Here is a 442-nt window from a genome sequence, read left to right as displayed (position 1 = left end):
AGCGCGCCGACGAAGGTGGTGGTCTTCCAGTGTCCGTGCGGGACGGGCGAGCGCAGGCGCGCCCCGCGAGGCGCCCGGCCGTGGGTGCGGGCCATCTTCGTCGAGGCCCAGGTCTCGTCGATGAACACCAGGCGGTCGGGATCGAGGTCGGGCTGGCTCTCGAACCAGGCCCAGCGCCGCCTCAGGATGTCCGGGCGGTCCTGCTCGGCTGCATGCGCCGTCTTTTTTTGCGCGTGATCCGGTGCCGGTCGAAGAAGCGCCAGATCGTCCCGATCCCCGCGGGCACACCGGCCTTGGCGAGCTCCGCCTGGATCTCCGCCAGCGTGATGTCGGACTTCTGCTCGAGAAGGTCGAGGATCAACGCCGCATGGGCTTCGATGCGCGCTGAACGACGATCACCACCCAGCGGGCCAGGCGCAACTGATCCCACCTGTCGTGCCTG

At 69.2% G+C, this 442-nt stretch carries 1 pseudogene; it reads right to left on the bottom strand.

What is annotated here, in order from left to right:
• Positions 1-442: pseudogene (locus tag ACLF3M_RS35425) on the bottom strand (IS630 family transposase); the annotation flags it as partial.

Origin of the sequence: Falsiroseomonas sp. HW251 (assembly GCF_050563545.1) — a bacterium.
Classification (GTDB): domain Bacteria; phylum Pseudomonadota; class Alphaproteobacteria; order Acetobacterales; family Acetobacteraceae; genus Falsiroseomonas.
The sequence above is the reverse complement of the archived record's forward strand: the minus strand, read 5'-3'. Positions and strand labels throughout refer to the sequence as shown.